This window comes from Granulicatella sp., from assembly GCF_057274575.1.
Genome location: NZ_DBHISP010000001.1, coordinates 197,980 through 216,461, shown reverse-complemented (window position 1 = coordinate 216,461; position 18,482 = coordinate 197,980). Strand labels below are relative to the sequence as shown.

Genomic DNA, 18,482 nt, shown 5'->3' with positions numbered 1-18,482 from the left:
TTTAAAGGAGAGAGAGTATGAAAGTATGTTTTATTGCAGCTGAGGCAGCTCCTTTCGTGAAAGTTGGAGGTTTAGGAGATGTTATTGGCTCTCTACCGAAGGCGCTTCGTGAACTGGGAATAGATGCTCGAGTAGTATTGCCCCTATATTCTAGCATTGATCGTGAACGATTTGGATTAAAATATAGTGGATATCAGTTTGTTGATTTAGGTTGGAGACACTTATATTGTGGAATATTTGAAACTGTAGTTGACGGCGTTCCGTTTTATTTTATTGATAATGAACAGTACTTTAAGAGAGAGAGTATTTATGGACAAGCCGATGACGGTGAGAGATTTGCTTTCTTTTCCAAAGCTGCTCTTGAGATTTTACCTGGTGTTGACTTTAAACCAGACATTGTTAACGTAAACGATTGGCATACAGCTCTTTCTGTCATTTATTTAGATGTGTTGAAGAGTAGAGAAGCAGATTTCTACAAAAATATGAAAAGCGTTCTTTCGATTCATAATATTGAGTTTCAAGGACGATTTAACCCGTATGAAATGGGAAATCTATTTGGTTTAGATAATAAATATTTCGATGCGTTAATTTATAATGGTGATTTAAATTTATTAAAAGGTGCTATTCAACTCGCAGATCGTATCAATACTGTTAGCGAAACCTATGCTCGTGAGATTTTAGACCCTTATTTTTCATACGGATTAGATAAAATTTTGATTGTTGAACAAGGAAAATTAAAAGGGATTTTAAATGGAATTGACATTGAAAAATTTAATCCTAAAACAGATCCGATTATTCCTATTAACTATGATATCCATACTTTTGAAGATAAAGTAAAGAATAAATTAGAACTTCAAAAGGAGTTAGGATTAGAAGTAAGCGAGGATATTCCATTAATTGGTATGGTTACAAGATTAACTCATCAAAAAGGAATTGATTTGCTATTACAGGCTAGCGAAGATATTTTGAGAACAGGGGCACAGTTGGTTGTGTTAGGAACCGGTGACGCTCATTATGAGAGTGCATTACGTTCTCTCCAAAATTATCGCCATGATCGAGTTCGCAGCATCCTTCTATTTTCCAATGAAATGTCCGCAAAAATATATGCTTCCAGTGATATTTTCCTAATGCCTTCTAAAACCGAGCCATGTGGGTTATCACAATTAATTTCGATGAGATACGGTACAGTTCCAGTTGTTCATCGTGTAGGGGGCTTGCGAGATACTGTGATTCCTTTTACTGGGGTAGAAGGAAATGGATTCACGTTTGAAAGTTTCCAATCAGGAGATATGATGGATGCAATTTATCGTGCAGTAACTTGTTTCTACCAATCACCTGATGAATGGAATCAAATTATCAAAAATAATCTCAATAAAGATGTTAGTTGGGAAAAATCTGCTAAACAATATTTGTCGTTGTATCATGAAGTGCTGTAAGAAGAAAGAGGAAAATAAATGGTTGATAAGAGCTTAGTAAGTCGTGTTGATAATTCGTTGAAAAATCAATTTGGGGTCACTATTTCGAACGCAAGCAAGCGTCAAGTCTATGAAGCATTAATGAGATCTGTTCGTGATATTTTAATGGAAAAGAAATTTAGTTATGAACAAACTTTAAAACAAACTCGTCAAAAACGTGCTTATTATATGTCAATGGAATTTTTAGTTGGCCGTACTTTGCGAAATAATTTGTTTAATTTAGGACTTGAAACAGAAGCAAAATATTATTTGAAAGAAAATAACTTTTCATTAAATGAAATCTATAATATGGAACCGGACCCAGGACTTGGAAATGGTGGATTAGGGAGACTTGCTGCTTGTTATTTAGATGCATTAACAAGTAATGAGTATCCAGTAACAGGATTTTCTATTCTCTATGAATATGGTATCTTTAAGCAAGTTATTACTAATGGTTGGCAACAAGAGTTTCCTGATCAATGGTTGGATTTGGGGAAATATGGTTTAGTATATCGTAACGATGAAGAAGTCGAAGTAAGGTTCTATGGTGAGTTAGAACAAGTGATAACAGATACGGGTTTAAAAGTAATCCATAAAAATTACACCTCTATCCAAGCAGAACCTTATGATTTATTGATTTCAGGATATGACGCTTCTGCAGTAAATACACTACGTCTATGGGAAGCAAAAGCAAAAACAGGCTTCAATATGAAACTATTTGAACGTGGGGAATATACTAAATCATCAGAGGCTGAAGCGATTGCGTCTTCTATTTCTAAATTATTATATCCAGCCGACGTTACTAACGAGGGTAAAGAGTTACGAATTAAACAACAATACTTCTTTATTAGTGCTTCATTACAACAATTAGTGAAGAACCATTACCATGAATTTGGTACATTAGAAAACTTTTCTGAACACGTTGCGCTTCATATTAATGATACCCATCCTGCTATGGGTGTTGCTGAATTAATGCGCTTATTAGTGGATGAATATGGCTATGATTGGGACAAAGCATGGAAAATTACGACAAAAACATTTGCTTATACAAACCACACGATTATGGCAGAAGCTTTGGAAAAATGGGCAGTTTCATTATTCCAACCAATTCTTCCTCGTATTTATTCTATTATTGAAGAAATTAATAGACGATTCTGTTTATGGGTAATGGAACAAGGAAAAGAATATACCTTAAGGGATACAGCGATTATTTATGACGAAATGATTAAGATGGCAAATCTTTCAATTGTGGGCAGTCATTATGTGAATGGGGTATCAAAACTGCATAGTGATATTCTTGTTCGTGATACTTTTAAAGCATTCAACGAATTATATCCAGGAAAATTTGGAAATGTGACGAATGGTATAGCTCATCGACGTTGGTTGGGACAAGCCAATCCGGAGCTGGCCTCTTATTTAGAACAATTAATTGGAAATGATTTTATTAAAGATCTTTCTGGCATTTCTAAATTGAATGCCTATAAGGATGACGAAAATGTTTTAGAGGCACTTAGAGAAATTAAACTGAAGAAAAAAGAGCAGTTAGCAGACTATATTCGTGAAACTCTTGCGATTTCAGTAAATCCTCATTCAATCTTTGACGTACAGGTGAAGAGATTACATGAATACAAACGTCAATTATTAAATGCTTTGCACATTGTGTATCTTTACCATGAGATTAAATACAGCGGATTACGTCCGACACCACGCACATTTATCTTTGCTGCGAAAGCTTCTTCAGGATATCAAATGGCGAAAAACATTATTAAATTCATTCACTCGATTTCTCAAATGATTGAAAGTGACGAATTAGTGCGTGAATATATTAAGGTAGTATTTATTCCAGACTACAAAGTAACGTTAGCAGAAATCATTTTGCCAGCTGCGGATGTGAGTGAACAAATCTCTCAAGCGGGTAAAGAGGCCAGTGGTACTGGTAACATGAAATTGATGTTAAATGGTGCAGTGACTCTTGGTACAATGGACGGAGCAAACGTGGAAATTTACGAAGCTGTAGGAGAAGACAATATCGTGATTTTCGGGCTAGAAACAGAAGAAGTAGAAGCGTTATATGCAAAAGGCTACAAGTCTTGGGAATACTACAATAATTCACCTAAGATTAAGACAGTTCTTGATTTCATCCGTACAATGACGGTTGGTGGAATGAATTTCAACTTCATCGTGGATTATTTATTAACTCAAGATCATTATATGTGTCTTGCAGATTTTGATAGCTATGTTGAAGCACAAGAACGTATTGAAAAAGCCTATAATGATTCCAATAAATGGATGAAGATGAGTCTAGCAAACATTGCAAACGCCGGAATATTTTCAGCAGATCGTTCTGTGGAAGAGTATGCGAAAGAGATATGGCATATAAAAAAGGTAGAAGGTTAAAATAAAAAGAAGATTATCACAACCGTGATAATCTTCTTTTTATTTTTTGATTTTATAAACTGCAAACCCAACAGATGGAATGATTAATCCTTTAGGATGGTTACGTGTAGGAGTGCTAGAAAATAATTGTTTACCATGTAATCCTTCTACGAAGTGAGAATGGTTGTTGATATTTACGGCACAAATAAGAGATTCTCTTTGGTAAATTAAACAACCATCTTGACAGTAAATAACTTTAAAATCTCCTTTGAACTCTTCTTTATAATCATTTCTAAATTTTGTTAGAGACAAATAATGTTCAAAAATCTCTTGATTCATTTTTGCTTTATTAAAAGTTTTACGATTGTATGGGTCTCTAAATCCTTGCATTCCAATCTCGTCTCCATAATAAATAGATGGAACACCAGGAATCGTGAATTGGATAAAACTTGCCACTTTTAGTTTCCTAATAGCATCTTCTAGCATATCTCCAGATAACTCTAAAGTAGGTCGTTCGTGGAGAGGGACATCCTCAGTATTATTAAAACCAAGAGATGTTAAGATGCGTTCAGTATCATGGCTATCTAATAAGTTCATTAATACTTCTAAAGCAGGTTTTGGATAATGGTCAATGATTTCTTCAAGAGCATATTTTAATGCTGAAGCATCTTTTGTTTTAATAAACTCTATAATTGCATTTTTCCAAGGATAATTCATTACACTATCCAATTGTTCTCCAAGGAAATACTTTCTACGACGATCATAAGCTACTTTAGTTGTCGCATCTTCCCATACTTCTCCAATAATAAGTGCTTCAGAATCGGTTTTCTTTACTGTTGTCCGAAGTTCATCTAAAAACTCGTCAGGAAATTCATCTGCCACGTCTAATCGCCAACCAGAAATTCCTAAATGTTGCCAAAATGGGAGAACCCCATCGCTTGGATTGTTTATAAAATCCATATAAGATTTGTTTAACTTATTAACGGTAGGAAGGTTGGAAAATCCCCACCATGAATGATAGGTATCAGGGTAGTGCATGAAATTAAACCATGAATAATATGGAGAATTGATTGAATTAAAGGCACCATTACTTTCATAGTGACCTTGTTTATTAAAGTAAATACTATCATCACCAGTATGGCTGAATACACCATCTAGAATAATATGGATACCATGCTTTTTGAAAAGCTCACATAACTCCTTAAAGTCATCATTTGTACCTAAATACGGATCGACATTAAAATAGTCAGCAGTTGAATACCGATGGTTATCCGGACTTTCCATAATTGGATTCAAATAAATACAATTAACATTTAGTTTTTTAAAGTGTTCTAGTTCCTCTTCAATTCCCTTTAGATTTCCTAAGAAGAAATCTTGAGCTTTATAATTTTCATGAGTGATTCCTGAATCGGGGTTTTCATTCCAATTAAAGTGTTTAATTCGGACCTCTTCATTACGCGCAATTTGGGCTTTATAATTGTTACTCTTTTTAAAACGATCAGGGAAAATTTGATACATAATTCCACCTTTGAACCAATCTGGAGTGTGGAATTCTTTATCATATACAGTCAATTGCCAGCAATTCACTTCATTAAAGTAGAGTGTAGGAACCGCCTGAAATTTGTTATTGCTTAAAAAATACATCCCGATTTCTGATCGAACTTCAAAGTAGTAGAAGTAAAGACCGGTATCTAATTTAGAAATTTCAAAAGTATATAATGTCCCATCTGCTTCAATCTTAGATAGACTTGGATGTAACACATGTATTTTTTGAGTAAAATCTTCTTTTAGAATTAATTGTAACGATGAAAGAGGAGTGTCTTTAGTCACTTTTACTTGTATAAAGACAGATTGTTCATTGGTCACTGCACCAGCAGGATACTTATTCATAAGTGAGTGATATTGAATCATTAGTAACCTCCTTTTTATTTATAAATCTAGTTTCATTGTAATACAAACTTCTTAAAAGTGATAACAAAACGAAGAATTGAAAAATATTATAGATACAACAATAAATAACATGAAAATTCACACAATAGTATAGGAAAATTAAAAAAATATGATATAATTTATAAAAGAGAAATTGTTCAACTAGTAACATTTTCTAATTTTTTGTCCAGAACTTGAAAACGCTTATCTGTATAGTAAAGCGATTTGAAAAGGAGTGATTGTCAAGTGCAACAAATGGCAGAATATTTATTTCATGAAGGTAGAAACTTTCATAGTTATGATTATTTGGGTAACTTTTTAACTGAAGAAGGTTGTACGTTTCGAGTATGGGCTCCTAATGCCAAAGAGGTCTATGTGACTGGTGATTTTTGTAATTGGGAACCTACTAAATTTGCTATGAAACGAATAAATGATAACGGAATATATGAAATAACAATTCCTGGAATTAAGCAATTTGATGCTTATAAATATGTCATCATTCCTTATAACGGAAATTTTCATTGGAAAGCTGATCCTTATGCAAGACATGCGGAAACAAGACCTAATACGGCATCCAAAGTATATGAATTTCCGGAATTCACATGGTCCGATTCAAAGTGGATAGAACAAAGAAATATTCCTTATCAAAATGCTTTAAATATATATGAGGTAGAATTAGGATCTTTTAAGAGAAAAGAGAATGGAGAATCATACTCTTACCGGGAATTAGTGGATGAATTGATCCCCTATGTAAAAGAGATGAACTATACTCATATCGAATTGCTTCCAATTACGGAATATCCTTATGACAAATCATGGGGATATCAAGTGACAGGTTTTTTTGCCGCAACATCTAGATTTGGGACTCCTGAAGATTTTATGTATTTTGTGGATGAATGCCACAAAGCCAATCTAGGAGTTATTTTAGATTGGGTTCCTGGTCATTTTACGAAAGACGCTTTCGGATTATATGAATTTGATGGAACACCTTGCTACGAGTATGGAGATCTCCGGAAACAAGAACATAAAGGCTGGGGGACAAGGGTTTTTGATTATGGAAGGTCAGAAGTACAATCTTTTCTATTCTCTAGTGCTGTTTTTTGGATTGAAAAGTTTCATATTGATGGCTTAAGAGTCGATGCAGTCAGTTCGATGTTATTTTATAACTACTGTAGAAATGAGGAAGAGTCGGCAAGGAATATATACGGTGGCTTTGAAAATCTTGAGGCTATTCATTTTATTAAAGAACTGAATCAATTTGTGAGAAATCATTATCCAGGGGTGATGATGATAGCTGAGGAGTCGACTTCTTATGAAGGGGTAACAAAACCAATCGAAGAAGGAGGCTTAGGATTCCACTTTAAATGGAATATGGGATGGATGAATGATTCCCTTGATTACTTAGAAACAGACCCTTTGTTTAGAGGGGGAATTCATCATCAATTTACTTTTTCTATGATGTACGCATTCACTGAGAATTATATTTTACCTATTTCACATGATGAAGTCGTTCATGGAAAGAAATCTCTAGTAGATAAAGCGCCGGTTTCTTACGAAGATAAGTTTGCAAATTACCGTGCTTTTATGGGATATATGATGGCACATCCAGGGAAAAAACTAAACTTTATGGGAAATGAAATTCCGCAAATTATTGAATGGAATGAAGAAAGAGAATTAGACTGGTTTCTACTAAATTATCCGATTCATGATGCTACTCATCGTTATGTGAAAGATTTGAATGCTTTTTATAAAAAACATTCAGAATTGTGGCAGTTAGATGGTGGATGGTCAGGATTCAGGTGGCACGAGGTTCAAGATATTTGGAATAATGTTTTCGCGTTTTCTAGAATAAATGAATCTGGGGATGAAATTTTAGTTATTTCTAATTTTTCAGGAAACTTAATCAGAAATTATAAATTAGGTGTTTCTAAATGGGGTAGTTATAAGGTAGTTTTAAATTCTGATGCAAGAAAGTATAACGGAAGTGGGCTTATCAATAGAGCTCTTCACACAAAAACTCAACCACATAAAGAGTTTGATTATACTTTAGAGGTAAATGTACCACCGTTTTCAACTTTGTATATTATTAATAATAATTAATCGGAGGATAAACATATGGCAAGAAAAAAAGAAATTGTTGCAATGCTACTAGCTGGTGGACAAGGAACACGTCTCCAAGTTCTTACAAAAGATATGGCCAAACCAGCTGTCCCATTTGGTGGAAAATATCGAATTATTGACTTTCCACTTTCTAACTGTTCTAATTCAGGAATTTCCACTGTTGGTGTTCTTACACAGTTTATGCCTCTAGAACTTAATTCCTATATGGGGAATGGTAACCCATGGGATTTAGACAGAGTTGATGGAGGTTTAACGATTCTTCCTCCGTATACTGCTGGAAAAACGGGTGAATGGTATAAAGGAACAGCAAATGCCATTTATCAGAATATTAAATATATTGAACAATATGATCCAGAGTATGTTTTAATTTTATCAGGGGATCATATTTACAAAATGAATTACAATAAGATGCTTGATTTCCATAAGGAAAAAGAAGCTGACTTAACGGTAGCTCATATTAATGTGCCATTAGAAGAAGCAAGCCGTTTTGGGATTTTGAATACGAATGATGACTTACAAATCATTGAGTTTCTTGAAAAACCAGAAAATCCAATTTCGACTAAAGCCTCAATGGGAATTTATATTTTTAACTGGAAAGTTCTTAAAGAGTATTTAATTCGAGATGAGGAAAATCCTGAGAGTGAAAAAGATTTTGGGAAGAATATTATCCCAATGCTCTTAGAAGAAAATCGTCGAATTTTTGCATTTCCTTTTGCTGGTTATTGGAAGGACGTTGGTACGATTGAAAGTCTTTGGGAAGCCAATATGGACTTAATTAAACGTAGAGATGAATTTAATATCTCTGATAAAACATGGAAAGTTTACTATCGACATGAAGGAAAACTACCTCAATTTATTGGAGATAGTGCTCAAGTAACAGATTCAATGATTTCAGATGGGACGATTGTGTTAGGAACCGTTCATGAATCTATTGTTTCTTCTGGAGTATCCATTGGAAAGAATGCCAAGGTTCAAGGAAGTATTATTATGCAAAATGCTGTAATAGAAGAAGGAGCAACAGTTACCAATTCAATTATTGCCGAAGGAACTGTTGTAAAATCTGGAGTAACAGTAGGGCATTCTGAAGTGGAACTTGGTCAAGATATGATTACCGTAATTGGTAAAGATGAGATTGTTACAGAAGATACAAAAGTTGGAGGTAACTAATATGATTAAAGCGTTTTGTGTACTATTTGCAGATAATTATAGAAATGATGATTTACAAGGATTAGTTCGAAATCGTACAGCGGCTGCATTGCCAGTAATCTCTCGCTATCGTATGGTTGACTTTATGATTTCATCTCTTGTGCATGCCAACATTGATAATATTGCAGTCCTTACCAACCATAACTATAAATCTTTATTAGATCATATGTCTCATGGTAAGGATTGGGATTTGAACCGAAAAAATCGTGGGCTTAAATTTATTACTCCTATGTCTAATTACTTATCGACGCGAATTCCTCAGAATAAAATTGAGGCTTTAGCTAACACGATGGTTTATACACAAAGTTTAGATGAAGAATTTGTTATTTTAGCGGATACCAATATTATTGGAAATATTGATTTTAAAGAAATGTTCCAATACCACTTAGATACTGGTTCGGATATTACTGTAGCTTATACTTACAGAAAGCCTAATGTTGGTGAATCACAAATCATTTTTGATGAAAATCATAAAGTATATGAATCTCTTTATCATTTTGATGGGTCAGAAAATATTTGTGCAACTCAAGTAAAAATTTACATTTTGACCAAGGAACTTTTCAATGGCATTGTTAAGAAGGGATTAACTCTAGGATGGGAAGATATTCTTAGAGATTATATTGCCAAAAATTTAGAAACTTTACGAGTGTTTGCTTATCAAATTAAAGGTTATTTGAAGGTTGTTAATAATATCAAAGATTATTATGATTTAAATATGGATATGTTAGATTTTAATAATCTTAAAGATGTATTCCTCTCAGGTACAGATATTATTACTCGTGTACAAGATACGGTACCTACTATTTATGGAAAAAACGCTGCTGTAAAAGAATCTATACTTGGTGATGGATCGAAAATTAACGGAACTGTTGAAAATAGTATAATCTTCCGTGATGTCGTCGTAGAAGAAGGAGCGGTTGTACGAAATAGTATTATTTTATCGGATGCAATTATTAAGACAGGTGCTCACCTAGATTATGTGATTGCAGATAAAGGTGTAGTTGTCAAACAGCATACTGTTCTTACAGGAACTGAAGAAGTACAAGTAGTGGTAGATAAAGGTAAAACTGTTTAAAATAAATAATTGAAAAGAAGCTAGAGGTGCTTTCTAGCTTCTTTTTTTGATAAAAAATAAACGATAGTCGGCGAATGTGTATTTTGTTGGTTGCAACCCTTTAAAGAAGTTAGTACACTAATATAGATGAGAATACGAAGAAAGGGGGATTGCGAATGCATAGGAAATATGCCGTCATCGATTTAGAAACAACGGGACCTAAGTACGAACAAGGGGACCGTATTTTCCAATTTGGGTGTACCTTGATCACTGATCATAAAATCGTTGAACATATTACTTTAAACATAAATCCGGAGCAGAGTATTCCCTTTGAAATACAGTTATTAACGGGTGTAACAAATGCTGATGTTGAAAAAGCACCTTATTTTGATGAAGTGGCAATGAATATTTACAATCTGTTAGAAGGTCGAACTCTTGTAGCTCATAATGTTGGATTTGACGGGCCTTTTATCATCACTGCTTTAAAAGAGGCTCTAGGGATTGAACTAGAAGTTCCTTTTATAGATACTGTTCAATTGGCTCAAATTTGTTATCCTTCAGCTATCAGTTATCGTTTAAGTGATTTAACAAATATGTTAAAAATTCCTCATACTCAAGTTCATACAGCTGGAAGTGACGCTCGGGCAACTGCCCAATTATTTTTAATACTTCAAGAGAAAATTCGTAGTTTTTCTAAGGTAACGCTTGAACAATTAGTTGAATTTTCGAATGAACTTATTGGGGATACGGGAGCTATTTTTAAGGATGCCTTCAGTATTGCTAAAGGGAAAGATAGTAATAATTATTTAATTGAAAATGGTTTTGTAGTGTCGAAAAAGGTTTTTGAAGAAAAAAGTTTTCCAACAACTAGTAAAGTTTCTGCGTTGAATGCCTATAGTAAATTAGTTGAAAATCAATTTTTAAAAGATAATGATTCTCAAAGAAAAATTATTAAAAAAATTCTTGAAACATTAGAAGAAGAGGAGCCCATTCATTTTATAGAAGCACCGCCAGGCTCTGGAAAAACATATGCTTATCTTCTTGCAGCTCTTGAAAAGGCCACAAATCAAAATCCTATTTGGATTGTTACGTCAAATTTATTACTCCAGCAACAATTGTATGAAGATAGTGTACTTCCAATAGTAAGTGCCTTAAAGATAAAAAATCCTATTGTTTCAATAAAGGGACAAAGAAATTATATTGATTTAGAAGCTTTCTCTTACAAAATTAGTCAGTTAAAAAATGACAAGAGTCCAAGAGTCAGTTTGTCAGTTATGGGCTTAGTTGTTTGGATCACTGAAACAGAAACAGGAGATTTATCAGAATGTAATCAAGTGCTATACCAATCATCTCTTTGGAAAGATATTTGTGTGAAAGAGAATTCCAAAAAGGAAAGTTTATATTGGACTAAAGCTGTTCAATCTGTTCAAAAAAGTAATATTGTCGTAACAAATCATGCGTTTTTAATTCATTATGCGTCTACAATGTCATATCAGACGAAACCAATTGTTCTTTTAGACGAAGTGCAACAGTTTGAACATTCACTGGAACAATACGGAACCGTATCGATTAAATTCTCGAATTTGTTCTTATTACAACAATTATGGAGTGATTACTATCTAAATTCGATGACAAATTTTTCGAAAGATGAGGAGCATTTGTCCAGAACAATAAACCGCAAACTTTTAGAAATTTGTGACTTATACGAAACTTGGTTTGAAGAATTGAATAGAGGAAATTATTTGAAGGAATCTATTGTTTTTACAAATGAAGAATGGATTGAAACGATTCATCATGAAATGATTCGAGCGTTCACAAAGTCCATTATTCAGTTAATGAATTATCTTCAAGAAAATTCAGAAAAGACAAGTTTATTTGAGAATAGCATTCAATTATTACAAGAAATGAAGGATTCCTTGCTCAAATTCCAAGAGTCCAATCATTCGTATTTTGTCATTGAAAGAAAAGACCAATATGGGCAGGAAATGATAGAAGTACTGAGAGTTGACTCAGTTACTCATGTTTTTAATCATTTTAAGAAAACAATTAAAAAGTTAATAGGGATTTCTGCAACAATTCCAACTTTTACTCCTTTATTTTACGATTTAAAGGCACAAGAGAACCTTACAATTATGGACTCCAAAGTGAATTCGCACGCCCACCATATTTTTATTCCAAATGACTTAGTTTCTGTTACTGCAGCTTCAAGTAACCAATATCATGAACAAATCGCATATTGTATTCAACAAATTTACGAACGTAATGGGGGAAGAATGTTAGTTTTAATGCATTCTATAGAGGCATTGATGGCAGTAGAAGAATTGATGGTTAATTATTGTAAAAGGAATCATATTGAATTACTAGCACAAAAAGGATCTCAATTAGGACGGAAAATTCAAAGAAGATTCCAAGAAAAGAGTGATTCCATTTTATTAGGAGTATACAGTTTCTGGGAAGGCTTTGATAGTGGTGGAGTTTCCATAAACTCTTTAGTAATTACTAAATTACCATTTCCAAATCCAGTAACAACCCATCAGCAAATTGTTCAATTGGAGATGAAAGAACAGAATCGTTCCTATTTTGCTCAATATTCGATTAAAATGATGCTTCTTCAACTTTATCAAGGATTGGGTCGATTTAGTCGTCCAACACAAAAGAATGCAGAAATATGGATTTTAGATGTACGAGCCTCTATTAGCAAGTATTCGGATAAAGTAAAAAATATATTTCCAGAGAGTGCAGTGGTTATCGAAAAGACTTTCAAAAAATGTTTGAATAGTGCGCGTATAAAAAATAAAGATTAACTAAGTTTGGGATTTTTTTATAAGGGGATGTTGGTATTTTTGCTTAGAATAGCGTATAATACCTTTATCTATGAAAGTTTGAGTTGAGGAGAGAAATTGATGAAAAGAAAATCAATGTTTATTCTATTACTCACTTTATTTCTATTATTTTTAGCCGGCGCACAAATCTTTTTAACGAGTGTGGATCCAAAAATAAAAAAACGTAATGAAGCATTAACCTTGATGGCTCCAAAAGTAGAGTTTTCTAAGGTAACTAAGTTTTACTGGTTTAATAATGACAAATCTTACTACACGATTATGGGTGAAGACACTGAAGGAAAAGCAATTTATGCGATTATTCCTGAAGAAGGTGGAGAAGTGACTATTCTTCAGCAATCTGCAGTAGTGAACGAAGAAGAGGCACGTTCCATTACAGCTCAAGCAAAACCAGATGTAGAGGTTTTAGAAGCGAGAATGGGTATTTTGAACGGAGAGCCAGTATGGGAAGTGAATTATAGAATGAATAATCAAAGAATTGGTTATTACTATATTTCGGCTCAGAATGGACAATGGATTAAAGATATTGAGAATATATAGAAATTGGTGATTTATGGTTAAAATTTCAAAGAGAGTATCAAGAATCTTACCGTCGGGGACTTTAGCAATGACTCAAAAGGCTAGAGAATTAAAGGAGAAAGGTCGTAAGGTTATTAGTCTTTCGATTGGAGAACCAGATTTCAATACTCCAGAACAAATCACAGATGCAGCCATTACTGCTTTAAAAAGCCATGAAACGGATCACTATACTCCTGCGTTAGGAATAGATTCTTTACGCCAAGCGATTTGTGATTATCATTATCGAAGAGATGGAATACGTTTAGAAAAGAATCAAGTAGCTACTTTTTCAGGAGCGAAATTTGCTTTGTATTCAGTTTTCATGACTTTAGTTGACGCTGGAGATGAGGTATTAATTCCAATTCCTTATTGGGTTAGTTACGCTGAGCAAGTTCAATTGGCAGAAGGTGTCCCAGTATATGTTGAAACTAAAGAAAAAAATTCATTTAAAGTAACGATTGATTTACTAAATGAATATGTGACTGAAAAGACAAAACTCTTATTATTAAATGCACCATCGAATCCATCCGGGCTCCTTTATACAAAAGACGAGCTACTTGCAATTGGAAATTGGGCCTTAGAACACAACATTTTTGTAATAGCAGATGAAATTTATTATGAATTAGTGTATGGGGAAGATTCAATTAGTATGGCCAGCTTATCGAAGGAGATTTTTGATAACACACTTGTTGTAAATGGTTTGTCGAAATCGGTAGCAATGACAGGTTGGCGTTTGGGATATGTTTTTGGTCCTCAAAAAGTTATAAGAGCTTTAAATGACCTTACAAGCCATACGACTAGCAATCCTGCTGCGGTTACTCAATATGCGGCTATTCGTGCTTTTGATAAAGATATGGAAGTCGTTAAGTCGCAGATGCGTGAAAAATTTCAATTAAGGATTGACTTGTTTCATCAACTTCTGAACGAAATTCAAGGAATCAAGTGTGAAAAGCCTAAAGGAGCTTTCTATTTGTTTGCAAATATAAAAACGGCCATGCATATTGTTGGTGTGGCTTCGTCAGAAGAATTTGCCTTAAAACTTTTGGAAGAAGCTGGAGTGGCTACTGTATCTGGAGAAAATTTTGGATGTAATGGTTTCCTTAGATTAAGTTGTGCAAATGGCGAAGAAGAGTTAAGAGAAGCAGCAAAACGTATTAAAGAATTTATTGAATCATATTTGTAAAGGAAGAGGGATATTTTGAAAACTATAACAATGAATCAAGCAAAAGATTACGTTGGACAAACCGTTAAGATTGGTGCCTGGGTTACCAATAAACGTTCTAGCGGAAAAATCGCATTCTTACAATTACGTGATGGAAAAGCTTATTTCCAAGGAATTGTAGTGAAAGCGGACGTAAGTGAAGAAACTTTTGAATTAGCAAAAGGATTAACTCAAGAAAGTTCTGTATTCGTAACAGGTGTTGTACAAGAAGATACTCGTTCTAAATTAGGATATGAGTTATTAGTAAAAGACATCGAATTAATCGGTGAGAGTCATGAATACCCAATTACTCCAAAAGAGCATGGTACTGACTTCTTAATGGACCACCGTCATTTATGGTTACGTTCAACAAAACAACATGCCATTATGGAAATTCGTAACGCGATTATTTACGCATCATACGAGTTCTTTGATAAAAATGGATTCATTAAATTCGATAGTCCAATTCTTTCAGGGAATGCGGCAGAAGATTCTACAGAATTATTCGAAACGGATTACTTTGGTGAACCAGCATTCTTAACACAATCTGGTCAATTATATTTAGAAGCTGGAGCAATGGCATTTGGTCGTGTATTCGACTTCGGACCTGTATTCCGTGCAGAAAAATCTAAAACTCGTCGTCATTTAACTGAGTTCTGGATGATGGATGCGGAGTATTTATACTTAACACATGACGAGTCATTAGACTTACAAGAAGCGTACGTTAAAGCGTTAATTCAAGGAGTACTAGACCGTGCACCTCATGCGTTAGAAACTCTTGAACGTGATACTGAATTATTGAAGAAATATATTAGCGAACCGTTCAAACGTATCACATACGATGAAGCGATTGATTTGTTACAAGCGCACGAAAATGATGAAGATACGGATTACGAACATCTAGAACATGGGGATGACTTCGGTTCACCACATGAAACTTGGATTTCAAACCACTTTGGTGTTCCAACATTCGTAATCAACTATCCAACTGAAATTAAAGCTTTCTATATGAAACCAGTTCCTGGAAATGAAAGTCGTGTATTATGTGCGGATTTACTTGCTCCGGAAGGATATGGGGAAGTTATCGGAGGAAGTGAACGTGAAACGGACTATGATAAATTATTAGACAGAATTAAATCAAATGGATTAAATCCAGATGACTACGCATTCTACTTAGATTTACGTAAATTCGGATCAGTGCCTCATTCAGGATTTGGACTTGGTCTAGAACGTATGGTAACTTTTGTAGCTGGTACGAAACATATTCGTGAAGCGATCCCATTCCCACGTTTACTAAACCGTATTTACCCATAATAAAATGAAAATAAAGGAGCCGCTGACAAGAGTCGTTGGCTCTTTTTTAGAAGAGGGAGGAAATCGAATGGCATTAACATTCCAAGAGCACTGGATGTTTAGTGGTTCCACAACCGTACCTAATGTTTTGATTCAGTACTATCGGCATTTACAATTAAATGCGGATGAATGTTTGTTAATTTCTTGGCTACTACAAAGGCATACAGAAGAATACTTCGTTTTAAATGTAGAAGAAACTTGTAAAACATTTGAACTGGATGAAAAGCAATTATTTGGAATTATTCAACATTTAATGGATAGACAAGTACTAGTCATTCAACAAAGAGAAACTCAAACTGAAAAAAAGGTAGATTATTACAGTTTTAAGCCTTTAATGCAACAATTAGAGATAGCATATAAGCAACATTCCATTAAAAATAAAGAGCAAAAACAGTCTGACATTAACCTGTTAGCTTTAATTGAACAGGAATTTGGTAGACCACTTAGTTCTTTTGAAATTCAGAATGTATCTAGTTGGATTCACCAGGATCATTATCCACAAGAAATTATTATTGCAGCATTAAAGGAATGTGTATTAAATCAGGTCTTTACGATTAAATATATGGATAAGATTCTTTTGAGTTGGCATCGAAAAGGAATTAAAACTTTACAACAGCTTGCTACTGAAAAGAGTCGAATCAAAAATAATCAAGTTGAACTACAAGCTAGTCCACTAGATAAAACTAAAGTACCGATGATTCATTGGACGAAAAGGTGATTTATGTTATCGAAAGCAAAAACTATTGAAGCACTAGAGAGAATGGAAAGACTATTTCCTAATGCGCACTGTGAATTGAATCATGAAACACCTTTTCAACTTTTAATTGCAACGATCTTAAGTGCACAGGCTACAGATAAAGGCGTGAATAAAGTGACACCGAAACTTTTTGCAATTTATCCCAATGCTCATGCTCTAGCAAATAGTGAAGAAGAGGTTGTAATTGAGTGTATTCAATCATTAGGATTATACCGAAATAAAGCCAAAAATATTAGACTTTGTGCCCAGCAACTTGTTGAAAAATATAATGGTGAAGTTCCAAGAACCAGAGAAGAATTGATTTCGCTAGCAGGTGTAGGGCGAAAAACAGCAAATGTTGTACTAAGTGTTGCTTTTGGCTTGCCAGCTTTTGCTGTAGATACTCATGTGGAAAGAGTAAGCAAAAGATTACAGATTTGTAAACAGTCAGCATCTGTTCTTGAGGTTGAAGAAACCTTATGTAAAAAGTTACCTAAGACTAAATGGGGAAAGGCTCATCATTGGATGATTTTCTTTGGAAGATATCATTGTACGGCTAGGAGTCCGAAGTGTGAGGGATGTCCATTGTTAGATCTTTGTGCATATGGTCAAAAAGAAGTTTAAAAAAACTGTTGGATTGTCCAACAGTTTTTTTAAATGATAAAGAAAAATCCATATAAAAATGACATTACAATTAAATACCAATGTAAGTATGAAAATTGTCGATTAACAGAAAATTCTTTTCGATAGTATATTTGATATAAAATTGGAATCAATAAGGATAATGAGAATAAAATGGTTCCCAAAATACTAAAGGAGCCTAGGTACCAGACAAAGTAGATTATTGTTCCAATTAGCCAAGAAAGACTAAATAAAACAGTACAAATTGCTACTACTGGACCATAGTGTCTTTTTCCTTCTCTAATTTCGACCAAACGTGATTTAACATGAGAAACATATAATCCAAATAAAATAAATTGGAATAATTGAATGCTAATTTCTTTAGAAACCGCTCCACTTAAAATAAACAAAGTGATGAAATTCCCCAAATAATATTTTGAAATACTATTTAAAAATGAATGATAAATATAAAACATATCATTTGTCTTCAGTTCAAACAAGTGGCCATGATTCAGAATCACCATTAAAAGCAAAAGAAGAACGATTCTTAAAACTACATTTTGATAAAAATAGACAAGAAGTGAAAGTAGCACTATATCCGTAATGGCAATAAAAATCCATCTTTTCATTTCAGGATGGTTAGCAAATTTTCTAAATGAATTTTCTTGCAAATAAATAATGACAAAGAACAAAAACAATACTGAAAAATGAGTAAAGTGAAATTGTTGTTGCCTTATAGCAAGAAGAAGTCCGATTAAACAATATCCTAAAGGAGCTAAAATAAAATTCAGCCAAGGAGAGGTTAGTTGATGTAAGATGTTCGAAACGGACATTGACTGTGGTTCGTTATTCATAAAAATACCTCATTCTTAATTATAGTTTAATGATATGGAATAATACTGTTCTTGTCAAGATGAGGGAGGCAGAGTTACTATTGATTTACTGCAAAGGGAATTTTAATTACGTTAATTGTGAATGGTAATTTACCGATAGAACTGATGTAACAAGTCAACATAGAATCACTTGATGAAAA

The 18,482-nt window shown here is 33.8% G+C and carries 13 protein-coding genes; 11 read left to right on the top strand and 2 right to left on the bottom strand.

What is annotated here, in order from left to right:
• Positions 1-17: 17 nt before the first annotated feature.
• Together glgA and ACO5V7_RS00965 are read left to right on the top strand one after the other, a co-directional pair.
• Positions 18-1,436 (top strand): glycogen synthase GlgA, encoded by a 1,419-nt coding sequence (gene glgA / locus ACO5V7_RS00970; protein WP_485484704.1) that lies wholly within the window; start codon positions 18-20, stop codon positions 1,434-1,436.
• 18 nt (positions 1,437-1,454) lie between these two features.
• Positions 1,455-3,851, top strand: coding sequence for a glycogen/starch/alpha-glucan phosphorylase (locus ACO5V7_RS00965; protein WP_485484703.1), 2,397 nt, complete (start codon positions 1,455-1,457; stop codon positions 3,849-3,851).
• Positions 3,852-3,890: 39 nt separating this feature from the next.
• Here the strand turns inward: ACO5V7_RS00965 and ACO5V7_RS00960 are convergent, their stop codons facing one another.
• Positions 3,891-5,741 (bottom strand): glycoside hydrolase family 13 protein, encoded by a 1,851-nt coding sequence (locus tag ACO5V7_RS00960; protein ID WP_485484702.1) that lies wholly within the window; start codon positions 5,739-5,741, stop codon positions 3,891-3,893.
• A gap of 273 nt (positions 5,742-6,014) precedes the next feature.
• Here ACO5V7_RS00960 and glgB point away from each other — a divergent pair, with 273 nt between their 5' ends.
• The 9 genes from glgB to nth all read left to right on the top strand — a co-directional run bounded on the left by glgB (position 6,015) and on the right by nth (position 17,452).
• On the top strand, positions 6,015-7,859 hold the full coding sequence (gene glgB / locus ACO5V7_RS00955; RefSeq protein ID WP_485484744.1) for a 1,4-alpha-glucan branching protein GlgB: 1,845 nt from the start codon (positions 6,015-6,017) through the stop codon (positions 7,857-7,859).
• Positions 7,860-7,874: 15 nt separating this feature from the next.
• Positions 7,875-9,047: a glucose-1-phosphate adenylyltransferase gene (locus tag ACO5V7_RS00950; RefSeq protein WP_070437090.1), complete on the top strand. Its 1,173-nt coding sequence runs from the start codon at positions 7,875-7,877 to the stop codon at positions 9,045-9,047.
• Positions 9,034-10,161 carry a glucose-1-phosphate adenylyltransferase subunit GlgD gene (glgD, locus tag ACO5V7_RS00945; RefSeq protein ID WP_485484701.1) on the top strand — a complete coding sequence of 376 codons (1,128 nt, stop codon included), beginning with the start codon at positions 9,034-9,036 and terminating at the stop codon, positions 10,159-10,161. Before ACO5V7_RS00950 ends, glgD begins: the two co-directional genes overlap by 14 nt.
• 155 nt (positions 10,162-10,316) lie before the next feature.
• On the top strand, positions 10,317-12,944 hold the full coding sequence (locus tag ACO5V7_RS00940) for an exonuclease domain-containing protein (RefSeq protein WP_005605682.1): 2,628 nt from the start codon (positions 10,317-10,319) through the stop codon (positions 12,942-12,944).
• A gap of 99 nt (positions 12,945-13,043) precedes the next feature.
• On the top strand, positions 13,044-13,520 hold the full coding sequence (locus ACO5V7_RS00935; protein WP_005605680.1) for a cell wall elongation regulator TseB-like domain-containing protein: 477 nt from the start codon (positions 13,044-13,046) through the stop codon (positions 13,518-13,520).
• Positions 13,521-13,533: 13 nt separating this feature from the next.
• Positions 13,534-14,721 (top strand): aminotransferase class I/II-fold pyridoxal phosphate-dependent enzyme, encoded by a 1,188-nt coding sequence (locus ACO5V7_RS00930; protein WP_314376077.1) that lies wholly within the window; start codon positions 13,534-13,536, stop codon positions 14,719-14,721.
• Between the two features lie 30 nt (positions 14,722-14,751).
• Complete coding sequence (gene asnS / locus ACO5V7_RS00925) at positions 14,752-16,053, top strand: asparagine--tRNA ligase (RefSeq protein WP_399535001.1); 1,302 nt, start codon at positions 14,752-14,754, stop codon at positions 16,051-16,053.
• Between the two features lie 67 nt (positions 16,054-16,120).
• Positions 16,121-16,810, top strand: a complete 690-nt coding sequence (locus ACO5V7_RS00920) for a DnaD domain-containing protein (protein ID WP_485484700.1) — start codon at positions 16,121-16,123, stop codon at positions 16,808-16,810.
• A 3-nt stretch (positions 16,811-16,813) separates the two neighbouring features.
• Entirely contained in the window at positions 16,814-17,452 is a 639-nt protein-coding gene (gene nth, locus ACO5V7_RS00915; RefSeq protein WP_485484699.1) for an endonuclease III, read from the top strand.
• 29 nt (positions 17,453-17,481) lie between these two features.
• Here nth and ACO5V7_RS00910 read toward each other — a convergent pair whose 3' ends face one another.
• Complete coding sequence (locus tag ACO5V7_RS00910; protein WP_485484698.1) at positions 17,482-18,303, bottom strand: hypothetical protein; 822 nt, start codon at positions 18,301-18,303, stop codon at positions 17,482-17,484.
• Positions 18,304-18,482: the final 179 nt, after the last annotated feature.

Bases quoted from the DNA above. Each gene is read 5' to 3' on its own strand.
- glgA (WP_485484704.1), top strand. From the start codon at position 18: ATGAAAGTATGTTTTATTGCAGCTGAGGCAGCTCCTTTCGTGAAAGTT.
- ACO5V7_RS00965 (WP_485484703.1), top strand. From the start codon at position 1,455: ATGGTTGATAAGAGCTTAGTAAGTCGTGTTGATAATTCGTTGAAAAAT.
- ACO5V7_RS00960 (WP_485484702.1), bottom strand. From the start codon at position 5,741: ATGATTCAATATCACTCACTTATGAATAAGTATCCTGCTGGTGCAGTG.
- glgB (WP_485484744.1), top strand. From the start codon at position 6,015: ATGGCAGAATATTTATTTCATGAAGGTAGAAACTTTCATAGTTATGAT.
- ACO5V7_RS00950 (WP_070437090.1), top strand. From the start codon at position 7,875: ATGGCAAGAAAAAAAGAAATTGTTGCAATGCTACTAGCTGGTGGACAA.
- ACO5V7_RS00940 (WP_005605682.1), top strand. From the start codon at position 10,317: ATGCATAGGAAATATGCCGTCATCGATTTAGAAACAACGGGACCTAAG.
- ACO5V7_RS00935 (WP_005605680.1), top strand. From the start codon at position 13,044: ATGAAAAGAAAATCAATGTTTATTCTATTACTCACTTTATTTCTATTA.
- ACO5V7_RS00930 (WP_314376077.1), top strand. From the start codon at position 13,534: ATGGTTAAAATTTCAAAGAGAGTATCAAGAATCTTACCGTCGGGGACT.
- asnS (WP_399535001.1), top strand. From the start codon at position 14,752: ATGAATCAAGCAAAAGATTACGTTGGACAAACCGTTAAGATTGGTGCC.
- ACO5V7_RS00920 (WP_485484700.1), top strand. From the start codon at position 16,121: ATGGCATTAACATTCCAAGAGCACTGGATGTTTAGTGGTTCCACAACC.
- nth (WP_485484699.1), top strand. From the start codon at position 16,814: ATGTTATCGAAAGCAAAAACTATTGAAGCACTAGAGAGAATGGAAAGA.
- ACO5V7_RS00910 (WP_485484698.1), bottom strand. From the start codon at position 18,303: ATGAATAACGAACCACAGTCAATGTCCGTTTCGAACATCTTACATCAA.